We start from the raw sequence: 18,836 nt of genomic DNA, 5'->3' as shown, positions 1-18,836 counted from the left end.
CCCGCGCTGCGTGCCCTGCTGGCGGGGCCCGGTGGGAAAGATGGGATTTCCCTGTCCGCCCCCGCCGCGGAACTGCGGGACCGGCTGCTGGCCTGGGACGGATCCATGCATGCCGCCAGCACTGACGCCGCAGCTTTCACGGCCTGGCGCTCGGCACTGGTGGTGGAGCTGGCCGGCGACCCCCTGCTGGCACGGCTCACGGCGTCCGCCGGGCACTCGGCCCTGTTTGCACCGTGGCTTAACCCGGTCTCCCGGGTTGGCTTCGCCCTGGAAACCATCATCGCCAAGGGTGCCGGGCACGGCATCGACGTGGCGGCCGCGGCGGGGCGGGCGCTGGAGGCGGCGGCAGCATCGCCGTCGTCCGCTGCCTGGGGTGAAAGCCACACGGTACTGCCCCTGCACGCGCTGTCTGATTTCCCGGGCGCAGGTGCCGCCGCACCCGCCGTGCCGGCCACCGCCCTGTCCGGGGACACCAGCTGCGTGCTGTGCACGGAAAGCCTGCCGGGCGTGACGGATGCGTCCTTCCGCGGACCCGTGGCCCGCTACGTCTGGGACCTTTCCGACCGTTCGAAGAGCCGATGGATCGTGCCGTTCGGAGCGTCCGGACAAGCAGACGACCCGAACTTCCTCAGCCAGCTGCCGCTTTGGGCCGCCGGCGAACTCCTCCCCGTTGTCACCGACTGGGACCAGCTCACCAAGGAGACTCCATGACAAGCATCGAGGCCGGACTTACGCACGCAACCCGGGACGCCGTGTACGAGGAGGACCTCCCGGGCCTGGGCCGCCTCCGGCTGCTCCGCCTGGCACCTGAACAGGACGCGGACCTGGTGCACAGCTGGGTGCGGGAGGAGCGCGCCCGGTTCTGGGGCATGAACGGCTGGAGCCGGGACGAGGTCCGGGACGTCTATGCGTTCCTGGACAGCCTGGACACGCACCACGGATTCCTGATGACCGTTGACGGCGAGCCTGCCGGCGTATTCCAGACGTACGAGCCGCTGCACGATCCCGTGGCCGAGGTGTATCCGGCCCGCGCCGGGGATGCCGGCATCCACCTGCTGCTGGCCCCGGCTGAACGCCCTATCCCGAACTTCACGGCGACCCTGCTGTCCGGGCTGGTGCGGTTCGTGCTCTCCGATCCGGCGAAGAACCGCGTGGTGGCGGAACCGGATGCCCGGAACGCCAAGGCCATCGGCCGGCTCACCGGCTTCGGCTTCGAGGCCGGGCCCAAGGTCCAGCTGCCCGAGAAGGAAGCGCAGCTGGTGTTCCTGGACCGGGAAGCGTTCGAATCCCGGACTGCGGAGTAGGGACTGGCCCCTACTCCTCGCCGGTGTCCTGGGCTTCCAGGTACTTTGCCATGGCTTCGCAGGCCTGGTTCCAGCGTGCGTTGAGCGCGTGCCTGTTCAACGGCGAGAACATGCCGTCGAGCACTTTTTCCACTGCGTCATATGCGGCGTCCCGGACTCTTTCCTGCGCCGCCGGGGTGTAGTAGTTCATGCCAGTAATTCGTTGTGGTTGCGGGAACGGATGGCGGGAAACCTGCGGGGTTTCTAGCCCGCCGGGCGGAGCGAGGTGATCATCCGGCGGATGTTCTGGTACTCGGTGGTGTCCATGTACCTCCGGGCCTGTTCCAGGTAGGGAAGGGACTCGGTGCCCGGGGTCCTGTTGTTCTCCGGGTTGTAGAACGCACCGAACATTGCGGCGGTGGGAGGCCAGGTGAAGAAGTGGAACATCGGGCAGGCCAGGTCCCCCGTGGGGCGGGAACGGAAACGATGCCGTAGGCGGCGGCCGGCGTGTCAGCGGGACCGGGCGTTGCGGTGTTGCCCCGGGTTTCGTAGATGAACCGTGGAGTCTCGCCGTCCTGCGCCAGGGCGGGCAGCTCCTGCGACTCCAGGACCTCATAGGGGTACTTCTCCAGGCAGGTGGAACCTGTGGCCATGTTGGTCCGCAGCGTTGCCATCGGCCTGCCCGCCTCGTTCGTCACCTCGGCGAAAGCCCCGCCGCCTTCGGGCAGTTCCCCGGCCGGATCGCGCACGCTCCACGTGGCGGGGAGGTCGAACGCCAGCTGGCCGTCCGCCGTCGTAAAGGTCTTCAGGGAACCCCTCGTGGTGGTGGCCGGTGCGGGACTTGCTGTTTCGGTCGGTGACGACGTCGCTGAGGGGGTCGGGGAGGCGGACGCGGCCGTGGTGGTGGGCGACGCCGCCGGCGGTCCTGCCTGCGGGCCGCAGCCGGCCACCGCCGCACCAACGAGGATCACCGCGGGAACCAGCCCGGCGGACCTTCTCATCACACCCTCCCGGGGCTTGGAAAACTGGTCCTTCCATTGTGGAACCGGGGCTGGATTCGGGATCCGGGAGCGGACTGATTGCCGCCCAACCGTTGCGGGGCATAACAAAAGGACCCGGCGCCCCACGCACGACGGCGGGTCGGCACCTTCCGGGGCCGGCCCGCCGTTACGCGGGTCCCTGCTACAGCGTGGCGGTGTCGATCACGAAGCGGTAGCGGACGTCCGAGGCAAGGACACGTTCGTATGCGTCATTGATCTTCCCTGCCGGGATGACCTCGATGTCCGCGCCGATGCCGTGCTCGGCGCAGAAGTTGAGCATCTCCTGGGTTTCGGGGATGCCTCCGATCATCGATCCGGCGAAGGACCGGCGGCCGCCGATCAGCGCGAAGGCGTTGACAGGGAGCGGTTCCGCGGGGGCACCCACGTTGACCAGGGCGCCGTCGAGCGTCAGCAGCTGCAGGTAGGCGCTGATGTCGATGGAGGCGCTGACGGTGTTGATGATCAGGTCGAAGCTACCGGCCAGCTGCTCGAACGTGCCGGGTCGCTGGTGGCGAAGTAGCTGGTTGCGCCCAGGCGCAGGCCGTCCTCCTGCTTCTTGAGCGACTGGGACAGGACGGTGACCTCGGCGCCCATGGCGGCGGCGAGCTTGACGGCCATGTGGCCCAGTCCGCCAAGGCCCACCACGGCCACCTTCTTGCCGGGGCCGGCGCCCCAGCGGTGCAGCGGCGAGTAGGTGGTGATTCCTGCGCACAGCAGCGGGGCTGCGACGTCCAGCTCCAAGCCGTCCGGAATGCTCACCACGAAGTGCTCGGTGACCACAACGTGGTGGAGTAGCCGCCCTGGGTGATGGTGCCGTCGCGGTCCTCCGCGCCGTAGGTGCCCACCATGCCCTTGAGGCAGTACTGCTCGTCGCCGTTCAGGCAGTTGGCGCATTCACGGCACGAGTTAACCATGCAGCCGACGCCCACGCGGTCGCCCACCTTGTGCTTGGTCACGGCGGAGCCCACTTCGGTGACGACGCCGGCAATCTCGTGGCCGGGGACCAGCGGGTACTGCTGCGGGCCCCAGTCGCCGCGGACGGTGTGGATGTCCGAGTGGCAGATGCCGGCGAACTTGATCTCGATCAGGACATCGTGCGGGCCAACGGCGCGGCGTTCGATGGTGGTGGGGATGAGGTCCTCGGAGGAGGACGGTGAGGCATAGGCCTTGACGGTAGTCATGGGTCTCCTGTGATGTCTTTGGGGGTTATCGAAATGCTACAGGGCTACATGGACATCAAACCGGCAGTTGGGATCCGTAAGGAGGGCCCTGCTGTAACTGGTTCTGGCAGACCCACCCTTGGCTTTCCGGATCCGTCGTAACGTGTCCCCTATGGATAACCGAGCCGAAGTCCGGCAGTTCCTTTCCACCCGCCGTGGACGCATCACGCCCGAGCAGGCGGGACTCGAGCCCTACGGGGGCCGCCGGCGCGTGCCCGGGCTGCGGCGTGAGGAAGTGGCCCGGCTGGCCGGGGTCAGCGTGGACTACTACACCCGGCTGGAGCGCGGGAACCTTTCGGGTGTGTCCGACAGTGTGCTGGATGCGATTGCGCGGGCCCTGGAACTGGACCGGGCAGAGCACGACCACCTCTACGATCTTGCCCGGGCGGCCAACACCTCGGGCCGGAAACGCGTTGCGGCTCCCGTCCCGTCCGGGGTGCGGCCGGAGCTGCAGTACCTCCTGGACGCCATCACCGAAGCGCCCGCCTTCATAGGCAACGACCGGCTGGACATCGTGGCGGCCAACACGCTGGGCTACGCGCTCTACTCCGATATGTACCGCAGCACCGCGAGGCCGGGAAACCATTCCCGCTTCATCTTCCTGGATTCGCGGTCCCGCGATTTCTACGTCGATTGGGACCGGGCAGCCAACACCAACGTTGCCATCCTGCGCCGCGAGGCGGGCCGGAACCCGCACGACAAGGGCATCGCCGAACTGGTTGGCGAGCTGTCCATGCGCAGCGAGGAATTCCGGACGCTGTGGGCTGCGCACAATGTCCGCCGCCATTACGCCGGGACCAAATTCTTCCGGCATCCGGCGGTGGGACTGCTGGAACTGAATTACCAGGTGTTGGGACTGGAGGAGGACCCGGGCACTCCCTCACCGTTTATCCGGCCACCCCCGGCAGCCCCTCCGACGAGGCGCTCAAGCTCCTCGCTTCCTGGGCCGCCACCGAGAAGATCGTGGAACTGGCGCAGGCCGGCGCGCGGAGCTGACGGAGCTCCGGCTCACCCCTCCGCCAGGTCGACGGCGAGGATCCGGTCATCCCCGGGTTGCGGGCGGCCGCGGCCGTCGGTGTTGTTGGTCAGGAACCACAGCCGGCCGTCCGGCGCCACTGTCACGTCCCGGATCCTGCCGAACTCGCGGCTGAAATGCTCCGCGGAGGTGCCGGGATCCGAGACGGGACAGACCGCAGGACCTGGCCGCGCAGGTTGGCCACGAACAAGGTACCGCCCGCATGGGCCATGCCGCTGGGGCTCGCCGCGCCGGGCCGCCACTGCTGGACCGGGTCCACGAAGCCATCCCGGCCCGCGATCCCTTCAACGGTGGGCCAGCCGTAGTTGGCGCCGGGGGTGATGATGTTCAGTTCATCCCAGGTGTTCTGGCCGAACTCGGTGGCGAACATGGTTCCGTCCTCCGCCCAGGCCATGCCCTGCGGGTTCCGGTGGCCGTAGCTGTAGACCAGCGAACCGGGGAAGGGGTTGTCTGCGGGAGCGTCGCCGTCGGGGGTCATCCGCAGGATCTTGCCGGCCAGTGAGCCGCGGTCCTGGGCGCTGTCGCGCCGGCTCGCGTCACCTGCCGTCACGTAGAGCATGCCGTCGGGGCCAAAAGCGATCCGGCCGCCGTCGTGGATGTTTGCCGACGGGATGCGGTCAAGGAGCGTGTCCGGGCGCCCCAGCGAGAGGGACCCGGGTTCACCGCTGACGGGGAAGCGCTGGACCCGGTTGCCGTCCTCCGCCGTCGAATAGACGTAAAGGTCGCCCTGGCTGCCCACGGCGAGGCCCAGCAAGCCGGACTCGCCGCGGGCCGCCACCCCCTCCACGGTTCCGATGGACCGGGAGGAGCCGTCAGGAGCGAGTTCAAGGATCTGCCCGCTGTTGCGTTCGCTCACCAGCGGCGTCCCATCCCGGAAGACCACCGACCAGGGAGCGTCAAGGTCCGCCGCCACCTGCTGCGGCGCGCCGGCGATGGTGGCAGCTGCGGCGGGAGCCCCGGGCGCGGGTGTGGTGGGAGCCGGGGCGGACGGCGGCGCGGCGGATGTCGCGGGGGCAGCGGATGTGGTGGCCGGCGCGGGAGCAGGGGCGGCAGTGCAGCCGGCCACTAGAAGGCTTGCCCCGAAAACGGCCACAGCAGCCAGGACCCGGTGACGCATGCGCTTCTCCCCTCGACCCATGTCCCTACCCTTTCCAGCCACATTAACCCGCGTTGCGGATCATGGCGCCGCGTTGCCTGTTTTGACCCCGGAATGGCGCAATAAGTAGTGCCGTTTCCTCCCGTTGAGCTTCCGTTTCACGGTGCTGGCCAAGGCCGCAGCGGCCGTGTTTAGGTGTTTCAACACCCCGGCGCGTCGGGCACAATCGTCCGACGCCGGCACTCCCCTGCATCCCTTTTCCGCGCCTTCCCGCGCCGTCCTTCCTGGCCGGCGTCCGGCGTCGTACCCGCCACCTCTTCCCACACTCGAAGGAGTACCCGCATGGCTTCCCAGACCCCGTCCCCGCAGCGCCAGCTGCACCTCAACGCCTTCCTCATGAGCACCGGACACCACGAGGCCTCGTGGCGGCTGCCGGAAAGCGACCCCCACGCCGGCAGCCGCGTGGAGCATTACCAGCAGCTGGCCCGCACCGCCGAACGGGGCAAGCTGGACTCCATCTTCTTCGCCGACTCCCCCGTCCTGTTCGGCGAAGTGGGACGCCGTCCGGCCGGCAAGCTGGAACCCACCGTCCTGCTGACCGCCATCGCCGGCGCCACCAAGCGGATCGGGCTCATCGCCACCGCCTCCACCACCTACAACGAGCCGTTCAACCTGGCCCGCCGGTTCGCCTCCGTGGACTGGGTCAGCGGTGGCCGGGCCGGCTGGAACGTGGTGACCACGGCCGGGCCCGACGCCGCCCGGAACTTCGGCGTCGACGACCAGCCCGCCCACGCCGTACGGTACGAGCGGGCGGCCGAGTTCATCGAGGTGGCCCGGAAACTCTGGGACAGCTGGCAGGACGACGCCATCCTCGCGGATAAGGCCGACGGCGTCTGGGGCGACGCCGAAAAGATCCGCACCATTGACCATGAGGGCAGGCACTTCAGGGTCCGCGGTCCGCTCAACGTCCCCCGCTCCCCGCAGGGGCACCCGCTGATCGTCCAGGCTGGCTCGTCCGAGAACGGCAAGGAGCTGGCCGCCCGGTACGCGGATGCCGTGTTCACCGCGCACCAGACCCTGGCCGACGCGCAGGAGTTTTACCGCGACCTGAAAGCCCGCACCGCCGCCGCCGGCCGCAACCCGGAGAGCATCAAGATCCTGCCCGGCATCGTGCCCGTGATCGGCGCGACGGAAAAGCAAGCCCTGGAACTCGAACGCGAACTGGACCGGCTGATCAAGCCCGAGTACGCCCGGATCCAGCTGGCCAAGACCCTCCGCGTCAATCCCGAAGACCTCCCGCTGGACCGCCAGCTGCCCGCCGACCTGCCCAGCGAGGATGAGATCGAGGGCGCCAAGAGCCGCTACACCCTGATCGTGCAGCTGGCCCGCCGCGAGCAGCTCACCGTGCGGCAGCTGATCGGCCGGCTGGGCGGCGGCCGCGGGCACCGGACCTTCACCGGCACCCCGGTGCAGGTGGCGGACGCCATCCAGGAATGGTTCGACGGCGGGGCGGCCGACGGCTTCAACATCATGCCGCCGGTGCTGCCCTCCGGGCTGGACGCCTTCGTGGACCGGGTGGTGCCCATCCTGCAGGAACGCGGACTGTTCCGCACCGACTACACCGGCCGTACCCTTCGGGACCACTACGGCCTGGCACGGCCCGGGAACCAGTACGCGGACGCCGGGGCGGCACAGCTGGCCTCGATCGGCGCGGCGTTCTGACATGCGCCGCCGGCGGGGAGCACTAGGCCCGGTACTCCTCGTCGGTCACGTGCTCCAGCCAGGTGACCACCTGCCCGTTACCGTCAGCTTCGTGCATGGCAACATGCGCCATGAACCGGTCCGGAGCAGCCCCGTGCCAATGCTCCTCGCCAGGCTCGATGTACACGACGTCGCCGGGCCGGATCTCCTGGACCTCCCCGCCGCGCCGTGCCACCAGTCCGATGCCGTCCGTGACGTACAGGGTCTGCCCCTTGGGGTGGTGGTGCCGGCGGTCCGTGCGCCGGGGGCGAACCGGACGTGGGCACAGCCGATGGCTGACTGCTCATCCGGGTTGCGGATGCTGTCGATGTGCACTGATCCGGTGAACCACTCCTCCGGCCCGGCTGCCGTCTGGCCGCCGCTTGGGGTGTACTTCATGTCGTCCTCCTAAGGTTTCGGCTTAAAGGGAAGTCTTTCCAAATGGTCATGCTGCCTGCCTGGCGGCACGTGCGGCCTGGAATGCCAGGACGGCCGCGGCCAACAGGACGCCCGCGCTCACCAGGAACGTACCGCGGTGGCCGGTGGAGTCGAACAGCACTCCACCCAGTGTCGACCCGATGGCTATCGACGTCTGGACAACGGCGACCATGAGGCCGCCGCCCGCCTCAGCATTGTTTGGCATGGCCTTCGCCAGCCAGCTCCACCAACCCACGGGCGCGGCCGTGGACATCAGGCCCCACAGGCCCAGGAGGACCACGACGGCGGCGAGCCAGCCGCCGGCGGGAACGAGCGCCGCGGCCAGGACCGCCATGAGCACCGGAAGAATGACCAGCGTCCGGTACAGGCCTTTCCCGAGGAAGCGGCCGATCAGCATGGTGCCCGCAAAGCCGGCGACACCGATCACCAGCAGGACCAGGGAGACTGTGGCCACGTCCGCCCGCGTCACGGTTTCCAGGAACGGGCGGATGTAGGTGAAGAGGATGAACTGTCCCATGAAGAACGACCCGCAGGCGGCCATTCCCCAGGCGACGGGCCGGCTTTTCAGTCCTGAGAAGACTCCGAACGGGTTCTTCGCCGCGGACGCGCCTGCCGTGATTTTCATCGAAGGGAGGCTGAACCACTGCCACACCAGGGCGAGCACGGCCACCGGCACCAGGCACAAGAACGCGCCCCGCCAGCCCACAATGGAGCCGAGGTAGCTGCCCAGCGGCGCGGCGACAACCGTTGCCAGCGCGTTGCCGCCATTGAAGATCGCCAGTGCCTGGGGCACCTTGTGCGCGGGGACCAGGCGCATGGCGGTGGCTGCCGAGATGGACCAGAACCCGCCGATGACCACGCCGATCAGCGCGCGGCCGATCATAAAGGGCAGGTACCCCGGCGCCAGGGCAACCACCGCTCCCGAGACAGCCATAACCGCGGTCAGGCCCAGCAGGAGGGTCTTGCGGTCCATGGTTCCGGCCAGGCTGGACACCGACAGGCTGGCCAGGACGGCGAAGAGGCCGGAGATTGCTATGCCCTGCCCCACCATGCCCTCGGAGACCTGGAGGTCGGATGCCATGGGTGTGAGGAGGCTGACCGGCATGAATTCGGAGGCGATCAGGGCGAAGACGCACAGCGACATTGCGAAGACGCCTCCCCAGTGCGCCCGGTGGTGTTCGCGGACGTCCGGTGCCGGGGCCTTCTTGCTGCTGGTGACGGCGGTAGTGGAGTCCATAGCCTTCATCAAACCCCGGGGCCAAAGTTCCAGCGAGGGCCCTGCTGGAACGGGTTATGGCAGTACCCCTTACTGCCGCACCGCGGACGACGCCGGGACTTCCCGCCGTCGTCCGTTTTCGCCTTCCGGCGGCTGGGGTTTGTAGACCCACGCCACCAGCACCACGGAGATGATCATCAGCAGGAACCACGCCACGAGCTTTTCCAGCCCCACGGGATGCCAGCCGGCCACCTGGCTCGGGTACAGCCAGGCGCCGGACCAGGTGGCGATGTTTTCGGCAATCCAGATGAACAGCGCCACCAGCAGGAATGCGGCCACCAGCGGCATGCGGAACTGCCTGCGGAACACCCGGAAGTGCATCACGCACCGCCCGTAGATGATGACGACGGCGGCCAGCAGCACCCAGCGCAGGTCCCAGATGTAGTGATGCGTGAAGAAATTCGCGTAGATGGCCGCGCCCAGGAGCGCCGTGATCCAGCGCCGCGGGTAGGCAGCGAAACGGAGGTCGAAAAGCCGGTAGACCCGCACCATGTAGGAACCCACTGCTGCGTACATGAAGCCGCTGAACAGGGGCACCGCGCCGATGCGCAGGAAGCCCTCGGCCTCGTAGGACCAGGAGCCGGCGTCGGTCTTGAACAGCTCCATCACGGTGCCCACGATGTGGAACAGGATGATCACCCGCAGTTCGCGGAGCGTCTCCAGCTTGAACAGCACCATGAGGACCTGGATGGCGACGGCGGCGATGGTCAGGAAATCGTTCCGGGCCAGGGCAGCGGTGTCCGGGTACCAGAGCCGCGCGGCCATCAGGACGGCGAGGAGCGTGGCACCGAAGATGCACGCCCAGCCCTGTTTGAGGCCGAACACCACGAACTCGGTGACTTTTGCTTTGTAGCCGCCGGCCGGGGCGGTGGCCAGGAAGCGGCGGGCCCGTTCATCGATCCGCTGCTCAACTGAAGTGGAACTACGCACTGGCTCCCTGACGCTGTATGGGCTGGCGGTTCTTGCGAAGGTCTTTATCGAGTTCGGCCAGGCAGTAGTCCTTGAACCAGTGCCGGATCCGCCGCGGAAGCCGGGGGTACACCACGGCCAGGACCGCCATGGTGCGGTCGAAGCGGCGCTGCCGGCGGTGGTTCCACGGCAGGCCGAAGTCCTCCCGCAGCTGCGGCGGCAGGAGCCCGGCGGTGAGGAACCTTGCGGGCGGGATGATGGCGCGGTACCAGAGTGCGGTGTGCTTGGGGTAAAGCAGGCCTCGGCCCACCCGCACGCCGCCCGCTTCCGCGCGCAGCGTGGAGATGCGTCCGTCCCAGTAGCGGCGGAAGGCGGCACGGTCTGCCGGCCACAGCTCCCGGGGCAGCTGCAGGGCCGTCCCGATCCGTGCGTAGTCCTGGTACATGGCGTCGGCTGACTCGTCGTCGAGCGGGCCGTAGATCTTTTCGATGATGGTCACCGCGGTGTCATAGAGCGTGGCAACCACCCAGAGCTGGAGTTCCGGATCGTAGGCGTTGTAGCCCGGCGAAGCCTCGGTGCCGGCTTTCCGCACGGGAACGTGGGCGCGGTTCACCCTGCGCCGGACCTCTTTCACCTGCTCGTCCGTGCCATAGACGATGGCGTAGACGTAGGTCAGGGTGCCTTTGAGCCTGTTGACCGGGCGGCCGACAAAGGAGCTGTGCTCGTCCACGCCGCGCCCGACGGCTGGGTCTGCGAGCTGCAGCAGCAGAGCCCGTCCCGCTCCCACGAGCAGGATGGTTTCTGCACCGTAGTCGGCCATTCCTCGCACCATTTCAACAGGCTACCGGAGGGCGCATGAACCGACGACGCCGGGCGGCCGGCATGTGGAAACCCGCCGCGGTGATGGGGGCTGCTGACTCTGCGGTGCCGGTTGCAGCCCGGACATCTTCCGGAACCCACTGGCCGCGGTTTTCCACATAGGCGCTGGTCGTGGCGGGAATTGTCAGACCGTGCTGGAAGACTTTGTTTATGGAAGTGGTTGGGGCGGCGGCAGAGCCAGGGGACGGAACGGTTGCGGGGCTTTATGGTGTCCCGACTGTTTCGGACGTGCTTGCCCTGCTCGCCCGCGTGCCTGTTGCCTCCGCTGGTGCGGGGATGATTGACCAGTTGCGGCAGCTGGAGGATGTGAAGTCCCTGGCCGGTGCCCGGCAGGCCGACATCACTGTCGCCTTTGATGGGTTCCAGCGGCGGGTCCAGGCCGCGGCCGGCGTCCCGGCCGACGAGCAGGGCGCCGGCGTGGCTGCCCAAATTGCCCTGGCGCGGCGGGAATCCCCCGCCAAGGGCGGACGGCTTTTTGGCCTGGCGAAGGGGGTGTCAGATTGTTTGTGTAGGAGAGCTGTAGTCGCTGGATGATTGGAGAATCATTGTGGCTATGACGAAACCCCGTGAAGAGCTCGCGGAGGATCTGGCCCGTCGTGCCGCCGAGGCCGGCAGCATGGACGCGTTGAAGGCTTCTGGTGCGTTCGATGAGCTGATGGCGCAGATCGATTCAGGCCAGCTGGAGCTCGATGGCAAGGATGGCTTCATCCAACAGCTGATCAAGGTTTCTCTGGAACGCGGATTGCAGGCCGAGCTCTCCGGGCATCTGGGCTATGACAAGGGCGATCCGGTCGGCCGCTTCCTGCCCAACTCCCGTAACGGGTCATACCCGAAGACGCTTGGGACTTCCGCCGGGGATGTGGATCTGGCCGTCCCGAGGGACCGCGACGGGTCGTTCACCCCGCGACTGGTCCCGAAAGGCGCCCGCCGCACCGGAGGCCTGGATGACATGATCATCAGCCTTTACGCCGGCGGAATGACGGTGCGGGATATTGCCCATCACCTGGAATCGACGCTTGGGACCGAGCTTTCACACGAGACGATCTCCAAGATCACCGACGCGGTTCTGGATGAGGTCATGGAATGGCAGAAGCGGCCTCTGGAGCCGCTGTATCCGATCCTGTATCTGGACGCGATCGTCATCAAGGTCCGGGACGGCCACCAGGTGCAGAACCGTGCCGCGCACATCGCCGTGGGCGTGGACATGGAGGGCATCAAGCACGTCCTGGGCATCTGGGTCGAGGCGACCGAGGGTGCGAAGTTCTGGGCGGGGGTCTGCGCCGAACTGGCCAACCGCGGAGTGAAGGACGTGCTGATTGTCTGCTGTGACGGTCTCACCGGTTTCCCCGAGGCCATAGCCGTAACGTGGCCGGCCGCGACCGTCCAGACCTGCGTCGTGCACCTGATCCGGGCCTCGAGCGCTTCATCGGCTATCAGGACCGCAGGAAGGTCGCGTCCGCGCTGCGGCCGGTTTACACCGCACCGACGGCCGAGGCCGCGCAGGACGCCCTGGACGCGTTCGAGGCCTCGGACCTTGGCAGGAAATATCCTGCGACTGTCCGGACCTGGCGCAACGGCTGGGAGAAATTCATCCCTTTTCTGGCCTTTCCGCCGCCGGTGCGGCGCATCATCTACACCACGAACGCGATCGAGTCGCTGAACTACCAGCTGCGCAAGATCATCAAGAACCGAGGGCATTTTCCCAACGATCAGGCGGCCGTGAAGCTGCTCTGGCTGGCCATTTGCAACATCGAAGACAAACGCGCCAGCGACCGCGCCAAGCTCGAAGGCAAGGCCCGGGAGAACCGTTCCAAGACGGTCAACAAACTCATCGAAGGAACCGCCACGCAAGGATGGAGCGAGGCCCTTGGCGTCCTCGTCCTGAACTACCCCGACAGACTCGGACCCTACCTCAACCGATAAGACTCAACCTCACTTACACAAACAACTTGACAGGCTCCTGGCGAAAGCGCTGACGGGGATGCCGCGGACGTTCGCCGCGTTCCGGTCAGGGCAGCTGAACGAGTGGCGCACCACCCTGGTCGTGAAAGAGACAGCCTGCCTGACCGTGGAGGACCGCATGGCGGTGGACGAGGAACTCGCCGCGGACACCGGCGCCCTGGACGGGGCCGGGACCGCGCCATCATCAACGCCGTCCGCGCGGCAGCGTACCGGCGTGACCCCCGGTCCGTCGCGCGACGGGCGGCGCATGCCGTGACGGAGCGGACGGTGTCGTTGCGGCCGGCGCCGGATGCGATGACGTACCTGACCGCGCTGCTGCCCGTCGCCCAGGGAGTGGCCGCCTACGCCGCGCTGGTCCGGGAGGCCGATGGCGCCCGGGCGGGAGGGGACGAACGGACCAGGGGCAGGTCATGGCCGACACCCTGGTCGAACGCGTCACCGGCACCCGGGCCGGGATCACCGGCATCGACCTCCAGGTCGTGATGACCGACCGGGCCCTGTTCCAGGGCGACAGCGAACCGGCCAGGATCCCCGGCTACGGCATCATCCCCGCCGAAACCGCCCGCACCCTCCTCTTCAACACCGAACGCATCGGTACCGAAGTCCAAGACAGGCAGGACCTGGCCCTCTGGATCCGCCGGCTCTACACCACACCCGAAACGGGCGAGCTGGTCGCGATGGACTCCCGGGCGCGGCTCTTCCCCGCCGGGCTCAAACGGTTCCTCCAGGTCCGGGACGACACCTGCCGGACGCCGTACTGCGACGCGCCAATCCGCCACCACGACCACATTCTCGGCTGGGCCCACGGAGGCACCACTACCGCAGGCAACGGCCAAGGGCTTTGCGAAGCCTGCAACCACACCAAGGAAACCCCCGGCTGGTCGGCAAAACCACTCAGGCTTCCCGGCCTCGGGCACACCGTACAGACCCGCACCCCCACCGGCCACACCTACCACTCAACCGCACCCCCGCTGCCCGGGGCGCTACGGCGGACTGCGGCTGCAACGTCCAGGCGGCAACGAAAACAGACGCCCGCGGCCCAACCAGGCCCGGCCCTGGCCTGACCTTCGGGCCGCAGGCCATACCTCTGTGATCCGTTGCCTGGTGGCCGTCCTCTAGTAAGGTCGGGCACGGGACGAACGCCAGCCAACACAACGAGCGAGCAAAAGAGGCAACTGTATGAGTGGAGTAGTAGTTGTAGGCGTGGACGCCAGCGCGTCGGCGCGGAAAGCGGCGGAAGTGGCGCTGGACCTGGCTGAATCGCTGGGTGCATCGCTCCACGTCGTGACCGGGTTTGAATCCGAGAATGCCGAGACCTTCGGTGCGGGGTCGGACCGGGTGACCGTCTACAGCGGAGACAGCGCCCAGCACGTCGCCGAGTCGCTGGCCGCGTCCAGGCCGAACGTCCAGGTCACCCACTTCGCGGCGCGCGGCAAGCCTGCCGACTCGCTGATCAAGGAAGCCATCCGGCTGGACGCCAGGTTGATCGTGGTGGGCAACCGGAGGATGCGCGGCATCGGCCGGCTCCTGGGCAGCGTGGCCAACAGCGTGGCGCACAACGCCCCGTGCGACGTCTATATCGCCAACACCTACGACGACTAGGCACGGTGCCCCGCATTTGGGGCCAGAGCCTTAGCTACACGTAAAAGGCGGACGGCCGCGGAAATCTTCCGCCGCCGTCCGCCTTTGCTTTGGGGAAATCCGTCAGCCCCTAGCTTGCGGCTTCCGCTTCCACCACCCTGATCATGCGGATTTCCTCAGCTACGGCATGGGAGGGCCAATGATCGGCGGCCAGTTCCCTGGCCCGGCTGCGATCGGCGTCCGGGAACAGCCTGTCCAGGAGCCCGGTCACTGATGCCAGTGCAGTCAGGGCGTTGGTGCGGGCATCGGCCCCGCCGCCGTGCAGGGCCTCGCTGATGTTTTTGAGCAAAGCCGCCTCCGGGGCGTGGTCCTTCTCCGGGTACCGGGTGGTGCGGAACAGGCCAAGGTGCTTTTCGCCCACGTGGTCCACGATGCCGCGCACGGCCATACCCTCATAGATCCGGTGCACCTCGGCACGGCTCTCCAGGATGGACACCCAGCGCTTGGGCGTGTGCGGCCGTGCCTTGTGGCGGATGAGTTCCAACTGCTCCCGGTAGTCGGAGTCCACGTCCACGCCGGTGGTCCAGACGTGCTTGCCCCGCAGTTCGATGGCGCCGAGCAGTTCGAGCTCGGCCAGGATCGCCCCGGCCACGCCGGCCTGGAGGACGGGCTGCGGCACCTCGGGCTCACCGTCGGTGTCGTTGGTAGCCAAGAGAAGGAACGCCTGGGGAAGGCTCAGGTCCCAGGCCTTTGGAGTTTGAGCATCCATACGTCCATGGTCCCGCTGCCGGACGCTTCCCACAACGAAGTTTTACAACGCCGAAACCAATACCACTAGCCGCAATAAGAATTGCAGAGTACATTTAATGCAATTCAGCTTGCAGAGTGATCTGCGTTACAAGAAACAGGTTCTGTCCTTGAACTCGAATGCCGCAGCAGTGGAAGCCGCCGAAGCCGACGCAGGAACTTCCGGTTCCGGCGACAGCTCCCAGGCCTGGCTTGGCGACGCGCTTCCGGACGTTCCGCTGACCAAATCCCAAAGCCGGGTGGTGGAGGTGATCGCCCGCAATCCCCAGCTCTCCTCGTACGCTGACATCGCCGAGATCGCGAAGCGCGCGGACGTCAACAGCTCCACCGTGGTCCGGGCCGCCCAGCACCTGGGCTACCGCGGCTGGCCGGACTTGCAGCGGGAGCTGCGTTCCCGGTACCTGGTGATGATCTCCACCGAGGACACGCTCACCGAACACGGCGAGCACCGCAGCCCGCTCCATGATGCCCTGAACCACGACATCGAAAACCTCCGCCTGACGCTCGACTCCAATACCGCGGGCGACGCCGAGGCCGCCATTGCGGCGATGGCCGCCGCCCGGTCCATCACCGTCGTCGGAATTGGCTCGTTTGCCGGCCCCGCCAGCGTGATGGCCCACCTCGGCGCCACCATGGGCTACCCCATCTCCCTCGAAAACCGCGGCGGCGTGCACCTGGCGTCCAGCACCAACACGCTGGGCAAGGGCGACGTGCTGGTGGTCATCAACATGTGGCGCTCCGTCAAGCAGATCATCCTGGCCGCCGAAGCCGCCAAGCAGGCCGGTGCCACGGTCATCGCCATCAGCGACATGCGCCGCGGCCGGCTGGCGGCGGCGGCGGACCACCTCCTGGTGGTCGCTTCCGAAGGGATCTCCTTCTTCCAGTCCGTCACCGCCGCGAACTCCCTGGTCTACGGCCTGCTCGCCGGGATGGAGGCGGCGCATCCGGAGCGGAGCCGCGCAGCCATCCGGCGCACCCAGCAGCTGTGGAAAGACCTTGACATCTACCTCGACTGACACCGCTACCAAGACTTCCAGGAGTACCTTCATGAACCACTCGAACACCCGGCGGATCGCCGTCATCGGCCTCGGCGCCATGGGCGGAGCGATGGCCTCGACCCTGCACAAGGCAGGCTGGGAGGTCACCGGGTTCGATCCCTTCGACGCCGCCCGCGCCGCAGCGGAAGCAGCCGGCATCGCCACCACCGCCAACCTCGGTGACGTGGCCGGAACCCCCTACGCGGTGCTCTCCCTCCCCGCTGCCAGCATGGTGGAAACCACCGTTCCGCAGCTCCTGGCGGCACCCGGAACCATGGCCATCGTGGACACCACCACCTCCGAACCCGGCACCAGCAAGAAGATGGCAGAACTCGCCGAGGCACAGGGGGCGGCCTTCGTTGACGCCCCCGTGTCGGGCGGCCGGGACGGCGCGGCCACCGGATCCCTGAGCGCCTTCGTCGGGGCCACCGACGCTGCGCTCACCGCCGCGGAACCGGTCCTGCTCGCCCTCACCGGCGGCAAGTACAGCCACATCGGCGGCCCTGGCAGCGGCAACGTGGTCAAACTCCTTAACAACGTCCTGGCGGCGGCCAACCTGGTCTCCGTGGGTGAGGCCCTGGGCGTGGCCAAGGCCTACGGCATCGATCCGGTCAAAGCCGCGGCCAGCATCAGCGAAGCCTCCGGCGGCAGCAAGGTCTCCGCCGCCATGTACCCCAACTGGGTCCTCACCGGCACCCATGATTCCGGCTTCTCGATGGGCCTGATGGCCCGGGACGCGGCCCTCGCGGTGGACGTCGCCGCGCAGATCGGCGAAACACCGTCGCTGCTGGCCGCCGTCGCCAACCAATGGCAGGAAGCCCTGGCCATCCTCGGCCCGCGCGCCGACTTCACCGAAATCGCCCGCACCGTTGCCCCTGCCGTCACGCCCGCGGGGGCCCCGGACACCACCCCCCGCCGCCTGACCTAGGCGCACACCACCTAAGGAACCCCCATCTTGACCATCACCACAGCACCCACGTCGTCCTCGGCAGCCACCGCCAAGGCGGTCCTGGACGCCGCGTTCCCCGCCGGCCTCGGTTCATTCGTCGACGGCCGGGTCCTGGCTGGCAGCGGCGACAACATCACCCTCACCGCCGCAGCTACCGGCGAAGCCTTCGCCACCTTCGCGGATGCCGGCGCCGAGGGCGCCGAAGCCATCCTGGAAAGCGCGACGGCGGGCGCCGCCACCTGGGGCGCGATGAGCGGCTTCGAGCGGGCGGCCATCCTGCGCAATGTCAGCCGCGCCGTCGAGGACCACGCGGAGGAACTGGCCATCCTGGAATCGGCCACCACCGGCAAACCCATCCGCGACGCCCGCGTGGAAGCAGCGAAGGTCGCCGAAATGTTCGGCTACTACTCGGGCTGGGCGGACAAGCTCACCGGCCAGACCATCCCCGTCCCCGGCAACTGGCACACCTACACGGAGCGGGTGCCGTGGGGCGTCGTCGTTGCCATCACACCGTGGAACGCCCCGATGTTCACGGCCGGGTGGAACTCCGCCGCGCCGCTGGCCGCCGGCAACGCGGTCATCATCAAGCCCAGCGAATTCACCCCTGCCTCCTCTGTCCGGCTCGCCCAGATCGCGCACGGCGCCGGTCTGCCCGCCGGTGTATTCAACGTTGCGGCCGGGCTTGGCCATACGGTGGGCGCAACCCTGACCACGGACCGGCGTGTGGGCAAGGTCAGCTTCATCGGCTCCGTTCCCACAGGACGCCGCGTGGCGGTCGCCGCCGCACAGGCAGGGATCCCCGCACTGCTGGAACTCGGCGGCAAGAGCGCCAACATCGTCTTCGCAGACGCGGACCTGGACCGGGCGGCCGACGGTGCCATCTCGGCCATCTTCTCCGGGGCGGGGCAGTCCTGCGTGGCGGGGTCGCGCCTGCTGGTGGAGCGGAGCGTGCACGCCCAGTTCGTCGACATGGTGGCCGCCAAGGCAGCCCGGCTGCGCGTGGGCGACCCGCTCCACGCCGACACCGAGGTGGGACCCATCATCACCGCCCAGCAGTTCGCCACCGTCACCTCGCTCATCCAGGCAGGAATGACGGACGGCGGCCGCCGGGTCACCGGGGCGACGCTGCCGAAGGAGCTGGCCGGGTCCGGTCTGGCCGGCGGGCACTGGGTGATGCCCACGCTGCTGGACGGCGTGACGCCCGCGAACCGGCTCGAAACCACTGAGGTGTTCGGTCCCGTGGTGGGGGCGGACGCCTTCGACACCGAAGCCGAGGCGATCGCCCGGGCCAACAACACCAATTTCGGCCTTGCCGGCGCGGTATGGACCTCAGACGTTTCCCGCGCCCACCACGTGGCCCGCGAGGTAAAGGCCGGCACGTTCTGGATCAACTCGTACAAGACCATCCACGTGGCGGTCCCGTTCGGCGGCTTCGGCGATTCCGGCCACGGCCGCTCCTCCGGGCCCGGCGTGCTGGATGAATACACCCAGACCAAGGCCATCTGGGTGCCCACCCGCGCGGCAGGTTCCCCGTTCCCGTCGCTGTCCTACTAGAGCCCCCGAACAGAACAGGCAGGCGCTTT

Annotated in this window: 15 protein-coding genes and 5 pseudogenes; 11 read left to right on the top strand and 9 right to left on the bottom strand. The window is 67.9% G+C overall.

Annotated elements, in window-relative coordinates; genetic code table 11:
* The first annotated feature begins 105 nt into the window (after positions 1 to 105).
* A complete protein-coding gene (locus ACPEE0_RS01905) occupies positions 106 to 711 on the top strand; it encodes a penicillin acylase family protein (RefSeq protein WP_424573802.1) in 606 nt (201 codons plus the stop codon).
* Positions 708 to 1,304, top strand: coding sequence for a GNAT family N-acetyltransferase (locus ACPEE0_RS01900; protein WP_354177023.1), 597 nt, complete (start codon positions 708 to 710; stop codon positions 1,302 to 1,304). The genes ACPEE0_RS01905 and ACPEE0_RS01900 overlap by 4 nt, the downstream gene beginning before the upstream one ends.
* Before the next feature lie 10 nt (positions 1,305 to 1,314).
* On the opposite strand, the gene ACPEE0_RS01895 is transcribed toward ACPEE0_RS01900, so the two are convergent.
* The 3 genes and pseudogenes from ACPEE0_RS01895 to ACPEE0_RS01885 all read right to left on the bottom strand — a co-directional run bounded on the left by ACPEE0_RS01895 (position 1,315) and on the right by ACPEE0_RS01885 (position 3,504).
* Positions 1,315 to 1,494 carry a hypothetical protein gene (locus ACPEE0_RS01895; RefSeq protein ID WP_035753009.1) on the bottom strand — a complete coding sequence of 60 codons (180 nt, stop codon included), beginning with the start codon at positions 1,492 to 1,494 and terminating at the stop codon, positions 1,315 to 1,317.
* 79 nt (positions 1,495 to 1,573) lie between these two features.
* Complete coding sequence (locus ACPEE0_RS01890; protein WP_424573801.1) at positions 1,574 to 2,284, bottom strand: hypothetical protein; 711 nt, start codon at positions 2,282 to 2,284, stop codon at positions 1,574 to 1,576.
* Between the two features lie 181 nt (positions 2,285 to 2,465).
* A pseudogene (locus tag ACPEE0_RS01885) lies at positions 2,466 to 3,504 on the bottom strand (NAD(P)-dependent alcohol dehydrogenase).
* A 151-nt stretch (positions 3,505 to 3,655) separates the two neighbouring features.
* Between ACPEE0_RS01885 and ACPEE0_RS01880 the strand changes: the two are divergent.
* Positions 3,656 to 4,539, top strand: a pseudogene (locus ACPEE0_RS01880) (helix-turn-helix transcriptional regulator).
* A 122-nt stretch (positions 4,540 to 4,661) separates the two neighbouring features.
* On the opposite strand, the gene ACPEE0_RS01875 reads toward ACPEE0_RS01880, so the two are convergent.
* On the bottom strand, positions 4,662 to 5,696 hold the full coding sequence (locus ACPEE0_RS01875) for a PQQ-dependent sugar dehydrogenase (protein ID WP_424573800.1): 1,035 nt from the start codon (positions 5,694 to 5,696) through the stop codon (positions 4,662 to 4,664).
* A 321-nt stretch (positions 5,697 to 6,017) separates the two neighbouring features.
* On the opposite strand from ACPEE0_RS01875, the gene ACPEE0_RS01870 reads away from it, so the two are divergent.
* Positions 6,018 to 7,397 carry an LLM class flavin-dependent oxidoreductase gene (locus tag ACPEE0_RS01870; RefSeq protein WP_354177031.1) on the top strand — a complete coding sequence of 460 codons (1,380 nt, stop codon included), beginning with the start codon at positions 6,018 to 6,020 and terminating at the stop codon, positions 7,395 to 7,397.
* Between the two features lie 22 nt (positions 7,398 to 7,419).
* Here the strand turns inward: ACPEE0_RS01870 and ACPEE0_RS01865 are convergent.
* The 4 genes and pseudogenes from ACPEE0_RS01865 to ACPEE0_RS01850 all read right to left on the bottom strand — a co-directional run bounded on the left by ACPEE0_RS01865 (position 7,420) and on the right by ACPEE0_RS01850 (position 10,858).
* Positions 7,420 to 7,814 (bottom strand): annotated as a pseudogene (locus tag ACPEE0_RS01865) ((R)-mandelonitrile lyase).
* 46 nt (positions 7,815 to 7,860) lie between these two features.
* Positions 7,861 to 9,090 (bottom strand): MFS transporter, encoded by a 1,230-nt coding sequence (locus ACPEE0_RS01860; protein ID WP_009358371.1) that lies wholly within the window; start codon positions 9,088 to 9,090, stop codon positions 7,861 to 7,863.
* A gap of 69 nt (positions 9,091 to 9,159) precedes the next feature.
* Positions 9,160 to 10,059: a DUF817 domain-containing protein gene (locus ACPEE0_RS01855; protein WP_009358372.1), complete on the bottom strand. Its 900-nt coding sequence runs from the start codon at positions 10,057 to 10,059 to the stop codon at positions 9,160 to 9,162.
* Positions 10,052 to 10,858, bottom strand: a complete 807-nt coding sequence (locus ACPEE0_RS01850) for an oxygenase MpaB family protein (RefSeq protein WP_009358373.1) — start codon at positions 10,856 to 10,858, stop codon at positions 10,052 to 10,054. The genes ACPEE0_RS01855 and ACPEE0_RS01850 overlap by 8 nt, the downstream gene beginning before the upstream one ends.
* A gap of 209 nt (positions 10,859 to 11,067) precedes the next feature.
* On the opposite strand from ACPEE0_RS01850, the gene ACPEE0_RS01845 reads away from it, so the two are divergent.
* The 4 genes and pseudogenes from ACPEE0_RS01845 to ACPEE0_RS01830 all read left to right on the top strand — a co-directional run bounded on the left by ACPEE0_RS01845 (position 11,068) and on the right by ACPEE0_RS01830 (position 14,481).
* Positions 11,068 to 11,451, top strand: coding sequence for a hypothetical protein (locus ACPEE0_RS01845; RefSeq protein WP_407710094.1), 384 nt, complete (start codon positions 11,068 to 11,070; stop codon positions 11,449 to 11,451).
* An 82-nt stretch (positions 11,452 to 11,533) separates the two neighbouring features.
* Positions 11,534 to 12,840: pseudogene (locus ACPEE0_RS01840) on the top strand (IS256 family transposase).
* A gap of 37 nt (positions 12,841 to 12,877) precedes the next feature.
* Positions 12,878 to 13,943 (top strand): annotated as a pseudogene (locus ACPEE0_RS01835) (HNH endonuclease); the annotation flags it as partial.
* Between the two features lie 115 nt (positions 13,944 to 14,058).
* On the top strand, positions 14,059 to 14,481 hold the full coding sequence (locus ACPEE0_RS01830; protein ID WP_009356806.1) for a universal stress protein: 423 nt from the start codon (positions 14,059 to 14,061) through the stop codon (positions 14,479 to 14,481).
* A 109-nt stretch (positions 14,482 to 14,590) separates the two neighbouring features.
* On the opposite strand, the gene ACPEE0_RS01825 is transcribed toward ACPEE0_RS01830, so the two are convergent.
* On the bottom strand, positions 14,591 to 15,229 hold the full coding sequence (locus ACPEE0_RS01825) for a GOLPH3/VPS74 family protein (protein ID WP_009356805.1): 639 nt from the start codon (positions 15,227 to 15,229) through the stop codon (positions 14,591 to 14,593).
* Positions 15,230 to 15,377: 148 nt separating this feature from the next.
* On the opposite strand from ACPEE0_RS01825, the gene ACPEE0_RS01820 reads away from it, so the two are divergent.
* Genes ACPEE0_RS01820 through ACPEE0_RS01810 form a run of 3 tightly spaced genes read left to right on the top strand, consistent with a single transcriptional unit; the run spans position 15,378 to position 18,807 of the window.
* Positions 15,378 to 16,283, top strand: a complete 906-nt coding sequence (locus ACPEE0_RS01820; RefSeq protein ID WP_009356804.1) for a MurR/RpiR family transcriptional regulator — start codon at positions 15,378 to 15,380, stop codon at positions 16,281 to 16,283.
* A gap of 31 nt (positions 16,284 to 16,314) precedes the next feature.
* Complete coding sequence (locus ACPEE0_RS01815) at positions 16,315 to 17,232, top strand: NAD(P)-dependent oxidoreductase (RefSeq protein ID WP_354175604.1); 918 nt, start codon at positions 16,315 to 16,317, stop codon at positions 17,230 to 17,232.
* Positions 17,233 to 17,259: 27 nt separating this feature from the next.
* The gene (locus ACPEE0_RS01810) at positions 17,260 to 18,807 is read left to right on the top strand and encodes an aldehyde dehydrogenase family protein (RefSeq protein ID WP_009356802.1); all 1,548 of its coding nucleotides are present in this window, start codon (positions 17,260 to 17,262) and stop codon (positions 18,805 to 18,807) included.
* The last annotated feature ends 29 nt before the right edge of the window (positions 18,808 to 18,836 follow it).

Origin of the sequence: Arthrobacter sp. SD76 (assembly GCF_049726125.1) — a bacterium.
Lineage (GTDB): Bacteria > Actinomycetota > Actinomycetes > Actinomycetales > Micrococcaceae > Arthrobacter > Arthrobacter nitrophenolicus.
The sequence above is the reverse complement of the archived record's forward strand: the minus strand, read 5'-3'. Positions and strand labels throughout refer to the sequence as shown.

Bases quoted from the DNA above. Each gene is read 5' to 3' on its own strand.
- ACPEE0_RS01905 (WP_424573802.1), top strand. From the start codon at position 106: ATGCATGCCGCCAGCACTGACGCCGCAGCTTTCACGGCCTGGCGCTCG.
- ACPEE0_RS01900 (WP_354177023.1), top strand. From the start codon at position 708: ATGACAAGCATCGAGGCCGGACTTACGCACGCAACCCGGGACGCCGTG.
- ACPEE0_RS01895 (WP_035753009.1), bottom strand. From the start codon at position 1,494: ATGAACTACTACACCCCGGCGGCGCAGGAAAGAGTCCGGGACGCCGCA.
- ACPEE0_RS01890 (WP_424573801.1), bottom strand. From the start codon at position 2,284: ATGAGAAGGTCCGCCGGGCTGGTTCCCGCGGTGATCCTCGTTGGTGCG.
- ACPEE0_RS01875 (WP_424573800.1), bottom strand. From the start codon at position 5,696: ATGCGTCACCGGGTCCTGGCTGCTGTGGCCGTTTTCGGGGCAAGCCTT.
- ACPEE0_RS01870 (WP_354177031.1), top strand. From the start codon at position 6,018: ATGGCTTCCCAGACCCCGTCCCCGCAGCGCCAGCTGCACCTCAACGCC.
- ACPEE0_RS01860 (WP_009358371.1), bottom strand. From the start codon at position 9,090: ATGGACTCCACTACCGCCGTCACCAGCAGCAAGAAGGCCCCGGCACCG.
- ACPEE0_RS01850 (WP_009358373.1), bottom strand. From the start codon at position 10,858: ATGGCCGACTACGGTGCAGAAACCATCCTGCTCGTGGGAGCGGGACGG.
- ACPEE0_RS01845 (WP_407710094.1), top strand. From the start codon at position 11,068: ATGGAAGTGGTTGGGGCGGCGGCAGAGCCAGGGGACGGAACGGTTGCG.
- ACPEE0_RS01830 (WP_009356806.1), top strand. From the start codon at position 14,059: ATGAGTGGAGTAGTAGTTGTAGGCGTGGACGCCAGCGCGTCGGCGCGG.
- ACPEE0_RS01825 (WP_009356805.1), bottom strand. From the start codon at position 15,229: ATGGATGCTCAAACTCCAAAGGCCTGGGACCTGAGCCTTCCCCAGGCG.
- ACPEE0_RS01815 (WP_354175604.1), top strand. From the start codon at position 16,315: ATGAACCACTCGAACACCCGGCGGATCGCCGTCATCGGCCTCGGCGCC.